This window comes from uncultured Neisseria sp., from assembly GCF_951230505.1.
Lineage (GTDB): Bacteria > Pseudomonadota > Gammaproteobacteria > Burkholderiales > Neisseriaceae > Neisseria.
Window position 1 is genome coordinate 1 of record NZ_CATNVN010000126.1, and the last position, 5,376, is coordinate 5,376.

The 5,376-nt window shown below is 49.6% G+C and carries 6 protein-coding genes; 3 read left to right on the forward strand and 3 right to left on the reverse strand.

Translation table 11 applies throughout. The annotated features are described in order from the left end of the window. Positions 1-255: CHC2 zinc finger domain-containing protein (locus Q1M25_RS07800; protein ID WP_300483651.1), on the reverse strand; the 255-nt coding region annotated here is incomplete at its 3' end. A 329-nt stretch (positions 256-584) separates the two neighbouring features. Between Q1M25_RS07800 and Q1M25_RS07805 the strand changes: the two genes are divergently transcribed. Together Q1M25_RS07805 and Q1M25_RS07810 are read left to right on the forward strand one after the other, a co-directional pair. After that, positions 585-2,021 carry an NAD-dependent succinate-semialdehyde dehydrogenase gene (locus Q1M25_RS07805; protein WP_300483653.1) on the forward strand — a complete coding sequence of 479 codons (1,437 nt, stop codon included), beginning with the start codon at positions 585-587 and terminating at the stop codon, positions 2,019-2,021. 399 nt (positions 2,022-2,420) lie between these two features. Beyond that, positions 2,421-2,633: a hypothetical protein gene (locus tag Q1M25_RS07810; protein WP_300483655.1), complete on the forward strand. Its 213-nt coding sequence runs from the start codon at positions 2,421-2,423 to the stop codon at positions 2,631-2,633. A gap of 75 nt (positions 2,634-2,708) precedes the next feature. On the opposite strand, the gene Q1M25_RS07815 is transcribed toward Q1M25_RS07810, so the two are convergent. Together Q1M25_RS07815 and Q1M25_RS07820 are read right to left on the reverse strand one after the other, a co-directional pair. Continuing rightward, positions 2,709-3,695, reverse strand: coding sequence for a malate dehydrogenase (locus Q1M25_RS07815; protein WP_300483658.1), 987 nt, complete (start codon positions 3,693-3,695; stop codon positions 2,709-2,711). Between the two features lie 121 nt (positions 3,696-3,816). Further along, positions 3,817-4,791, reverse strand: a complete 975-nt coding sequence (locus Q1M25_RS07820; protein ID WP_300483661.1) for a PhoH family protein — start codon at positions 4,789-4,791, stop codon at positions 3,817-3,819. A 102-nt stretch (positions 4,792-4,893) separates the two neighbouring features. On the opposite strand from Q1M25_RS07820, the gene Q1M25_RS07825 reads away from it, so the two are divergent. Next, positions 4,894-5,376 (forward strand): AzlC family ABC transporter permease (locus Q1M25_RS07825; RefSeq protein ID WP_300483663.1); only part of this gene is annotated, 483 nt, incomplete at its 3' end.

A 5,376-nucleotide genomic window follows, 5' to 3' on the forward strand; every position in this document is an offset into this window, starting at 1 on the left:
AAACTGCACCGCCTCCGGAAACGACAGCCCCTGATGCTCCATCACAAAACCAATCGCCGAACCATGCGCTCCGCAACTGAAACAATGGTAAAACTGCTTGGTCGGACTGACCGAAAACGACGGCGTCTTTTCCTTGTGAAACGGACAGCAGGCCATATAGTTCGCCCCGCCTTTCTTCAGCGGAACCTGCTCGTCGATAATATCGACAATATCGACTTTGGACAAAAGCTCGTCAATGAAATCAGATGGAATCATGGTTCGGCTAAAGAGGATGGACAGAAAACATTTCAGACGGCCTTATAAACAGACAAAGGCCGTCTGAAAATGGAATTTCGAATGAGGGTTGAAATGAGTTTTGTATTATAGCAAATTGTTGTCATACATGTGTCCTATCCTTTTGAGGTAGAGTATTAATCATCGTATTTCATTCATTATTAAGATGGATATAATGTCGTTAAAGCAAAGGCTGTCTGTAAGATATTCAGGCGGCCTTTGCTGTTGGTTTATTTTTCGAATTAGTTGCGCTTTCATGGTATGAATATGATAATGAACACATATTCCTGATTTTAGAAAGCTAGTTTCTCATGAAAGATTTTGCCCGCTTGCTCAACCATCCCGATATTTCCTTTTCTCCGATTACAGATGCTATTAGAGTTGATAACCCTGCAACAGGTGAGGCTTTGGCGTTTGTCCGTAAGACTGATTCAGACGGCCTGAAGCTTTTGATTCAAAAGGCGGAAGCAGCACAAAAATTATGGGCGGCAAAAACTGCGTTGGAACGCGCCGATGTGTTGTGGCGCTGGTATTTTTTGATTAAAGAAAACAAAGAAGACCTGGCGCGTATCATGACGATGGAGCAGGGCAAAAGCCTGACTGAGGCGCGTGGTGAAATTGATTATGCGGCTTCGTTTGTGCGCTGGTTTGCGGAAGAGGCGCGGCGGATTGACGGCGATGTATTGACGAGTGTGAAAGCGTCGCAAAAACTGGTCGTGTTGAAACAGCCTGTCGGCGTTACTGCCGCGATTACGCCGTGGAACTTCCCGTCTGCAATGATTGCGCGCAAGGCTGCGCCTGCTTTGGCGGTTGGCTGTGCGATGATAATCAAACCTGCGTCGCTCACGCCCCTGAGCGCGTATGCACTGGCGCTACTGGCTTACGAAGCGGGCGTGCCGCAGGATTTGCTTCCCGTCATCAGCGGTCATGCTTCGGAAATCAGCCATGAATTTGCCACGAACCCGACCGTGCACAAAATCAGCTTCACTGGTTCGACCGAAGTCGGCGCGAAGATTTTTGCCGACAGCGCGGCAGACATTAAAAAACTCAGCTTGGAACTGGGCGGCAATGCGCCGTTTATCGTGTTTGACGATGCCAATTTGGACAAAGCCGTTGAAGGCGCTCTGGCCAGCAAGTTCCGCAACAGCGGTCAGACCTGCGTCTGCACCAACCGCGTTTACGCTCAATCCGGCATTTACGACGAATTTTGCCGCAAATTAAGTGAAAAAGTGGCTGCGCTTAAATTGGGCAACGGCTTGGAGGATGGTGTAAACCAAGGGCCGCTGATTGAGGAAAAAGCGGTGGAGAAAGTCGAGCAGCACATCGCCGACGCATTGGCTAAAGGCGCAAGTTGCCTAACCGGCGGCAAACGCAGCGCGTTGGGCGGAACATTTTTCGAACCAACTGTTTTAAGCGGCGTTACGGCGCAAATGGCGGTAGCTTGTGAAGAAACCTTCGGGCCGTTGTGTCCGGTGTTCCGTTTTGAAACCGAAGCCGAAGTTATCGAGGCTGCGAACAATACAGAATACGGTTTGGCAGCTTACCTTTTCACCTCCGATACCGCCCGCCAATGGCGAGTCGGCGAAGCCTTGGAATACGGAATGGTCGGCATCAATACGGGCTTAATCAGTAATGAAGTGGCACCGTTTGGCGGCGTAAAACGCAGTGGTTTGGGACGTGAAGGTAGCAAATATGGTGCGGACGAGTATTTAGAATTGAAATATTTGTGCATTGATGTAGCGGAATAAGGCTGCATAGTAAAGGCCGTCTGATAGTTGGTTTTCAGACGGCCTTTTTCAAATGCAGAAAAGGTATTGGGTAATTTTCATATTATGAGAACGAGCTTTATAAAAAAGCAAAACCATAAGAAACAAAGTTGCAAAAAATTTGTCACATGTTTATAAAATTAGTTTGATAACTATTTTATATGTTTTTAATTGCATTAGATGTGTATTCCAAATTTCTGGCAGTAGTTTTTCTTTGAGTGATGGCAGCGGAAATTTTGGTACCTATATCGGCGGCAATACAACAGTGAGCAAGGTAAGATTAGTTCTTTTTGCTTGCACAGTGTGGCTCATATCGATAGCGTAGAAACTTTATTCAGGGTGCAATTTTTGGGTGTGACTTTTATAAAAAAGGTGATGTGAATGTTGAAGAAATTTTTAATCCTGTTTTGCGTAGCTTTTACCGGCGCGTGCAGTTCCTTTGATGGGGATGGTTTGACAAATGGCTCATATTCTCAAGGAAAACGTCTTGATCCGAATTGTGATCATTATGCTGTCGGCAGTAGTGGCGGTGGTTGTACACCGGCAGGTCAATGGCATCTTAAAGATAAACAAGGACAAAGAGTGCCATTCTAGCTTTTAAAAATGATTGTAGAACGGGCATTTAATTATTTAGGCCGTCTGAAATTTGGTTTTCAGACGGCCTTTGTTTTAGAGTAGATCCTGGATGGCTGAACGTTCTTCTTCCAATTCGGCCAGCGTGGCGGCAATACGTTTTTGGCTGAATTCATCCGACAAATCCAAGCCTTGGACGATGCGGTAGCTGCCTTCGTCACAAATGACGGGGAAGCCGAAAATCAAACCTTCGGGAATGCCGTAAGAGCCGTCGGATGGAACGCCCATGGTTATCCATTTGCCGCTGCTGCCGAGTAACCAGTCGCGCAGGTGGTAGATGGCGGCATTAGCGGCGGAGGCAGCGGATGATGAGCCGCGTGCGGCGATAATGGCGGCACCGCGTCCGGCGATTTTCGGCATGAAGACTTCGGTGTTCCAGTCGGGTTCGGTAATCATGTCTTGGACGGACTCGCCGTTGCTGGTGGCGTAGCGGTAGTCGGCGTACATGGTCGGGCTGTGGTTGCCCCAGACGCACATTTGCTCGATGGAAGTAATCGGGCGGTTGATTTTTTCGGCAATTTGGCTGACGGCGCGGTGGTGGTCGAGACGCATCAAGGCGGTGAAATTTTCCGGCGGGATGTCGGGTGCGGATTTCATGGCGATGTAGGCGTTGGTATTGGCCGGATTGCCGACGACGAGGACTTTAACGTTGCGATGGGCAACTTTGTTCAACGCCGCGCCTTGTACTTTGAAAATTTCACCATTGGCGTGCAACAAGTCGGCTCGCTCCATGCCTTGTGTGCGCGGGCGTGCACCAATCAAGAGGGCGATGTCGGCATCTTTGAAGGCGACTTCGGGGTCGTCTGTGGCGAAGATGTCGGCAAGGAGCGGGAAGGCGCAATCCTGCATTTCCATAATCACGCCGCGTAATGCCTGTTGTGCCTGCGGCAAGTCGAGCAGCTGCAGGATAACGGGTTGGTCGCGTCCGAGCATAATGCCGCCGGCGATACGGAAGAGGGTGGCGTAGGCGATTTGGCCTGCCGCGCCGGTAACGGCGATTCGGACGGGTGGCTTGAGGGTCATATTTTTCCTTTTGAAGTCGTTGTTTTACTTGATTTTCGGATTATAGCAGTATTATGGGGAGAATGATGTAGTAAGGCCGTCTGAAATTTGATTTTCAGACGGCCTTAAGTGTTTGAAAAGATTATTTGCCGCTTTTCTTTTCAGCTTGTTCTTCCGCTGCTTCATAGGCTTCGACGATTTTTTGCACCAAAGGATGGCGGACGACGTCTTCGCTGGTAAAGGTGTGGAAATACAGGCCTTCTACATCGCGCAGCTTTTCACGAGCATCTTTCAAGCCGGATTTGATGTTGCGCGGCAGGTCGATTTGGCTGATGTCGCCGGTAATGACTGCTTTGGCACCGAAGCCGATACGGGTTAGGAACATTTTCATTTGTTCGGGGGTGGTGTTTTGCGCTTCGTCCAAAATGACATACGCGCCATTTAAGGTGCGGCCGCGCATATAGGCCAGCGGCGCAATTTCAATCAAACCTTTTTCCATCAGTTTGGTTACGCGGTCGAAACCCATCAAATCATACAGTGCATCGTAAAGTGGTCGCAGGTAGGGATCGACTTTTTGCGCCAAATCGCCCGGCAGGAAGCCTAATTTTTCTCCGGCTTCGACTGCAGGGCGTACCAAAACGATGCGTTCGATTTGGTGTTTTTCCATGGCATCGACTGCGGCGGCAACGGCAAGATAGGTCTTACCCGTACCGGCAGGGCCTAAGCCGAACACGACATCGTGGTTGAGCAAGGCGCGGATATAGCCGTTTTGGCGCGGGGTACGGCCGCCGATGCTGCCGCGTTTGGTGCGGAAATAGTATTGTTGATCGTGGTGTTTTTCTTCGTGTTTCTCGTCGGCGGTTTTTGCTTCAACGGCCGCGAGGCTGATGGCATTGTCGTCCAAGTCGCCTTTTTCTGCGGCTTCGGCAAGCGACAGCAAGGCACGACGGCCGGCGTGTGCCAGTTCGCCCATGAAGGTGAAATGTTCGAAGCGGCGGCTGATTTGGATATCAAGGGCTTTGCCTAAGGCTTCGAGATTGCTGTCGAGCGCGCCGCACAGGCGTTGCAACACGGTATTGTCAATTTCTTCAAACTGCAGATGGACGGTGTGGGTCATATCGGTTTCCGTAAATAAATCTAATTTTTCCGTATTATACCCTTGTTCAGACGGCCTGCTTTATAATACGCCGCTTCTTTTTAATAAACCGTTTCAATCAAAATGAATCACACTGCTTCTCCTCAATCGGAATTTCTGCGCGGTATCAAAGAATGTTCCCCCATGCTGATCGGCTTGTTGCCGTGGGCGCTGATTTTGGGCATGCAGGGCGGGCAGAAAGGCATGAGCTGGCTGGAAATGCTGCTGATGACGGGCATGAACTTTGCCGGAGGTTCGGAATTTGCTGCAGTCAATTTGTGGGCAAATCCCTTGCCGATACTGCTGATTGCAACGGTTACGTTTATGATCAATTCGCGCCATATCCTGATGGGTGCGGCGATTGCGCCGTATATGAGGGATATGCCGCTGAAAAAGGCGATGCCCGCGCTGTTTTTTATGTGTGATGAAAGCTGGGCAATGGCGTTTGCTGAAATTCAAAAGCGTAAGGCGGCAGGTTTGCCTGCATTCAATATGCCGTTTTATGCCGGCGTGTGTTTTATTTTGTATGTAACATGGATTGGTTTTGCGGCGTTTGGCGCGGCAGTT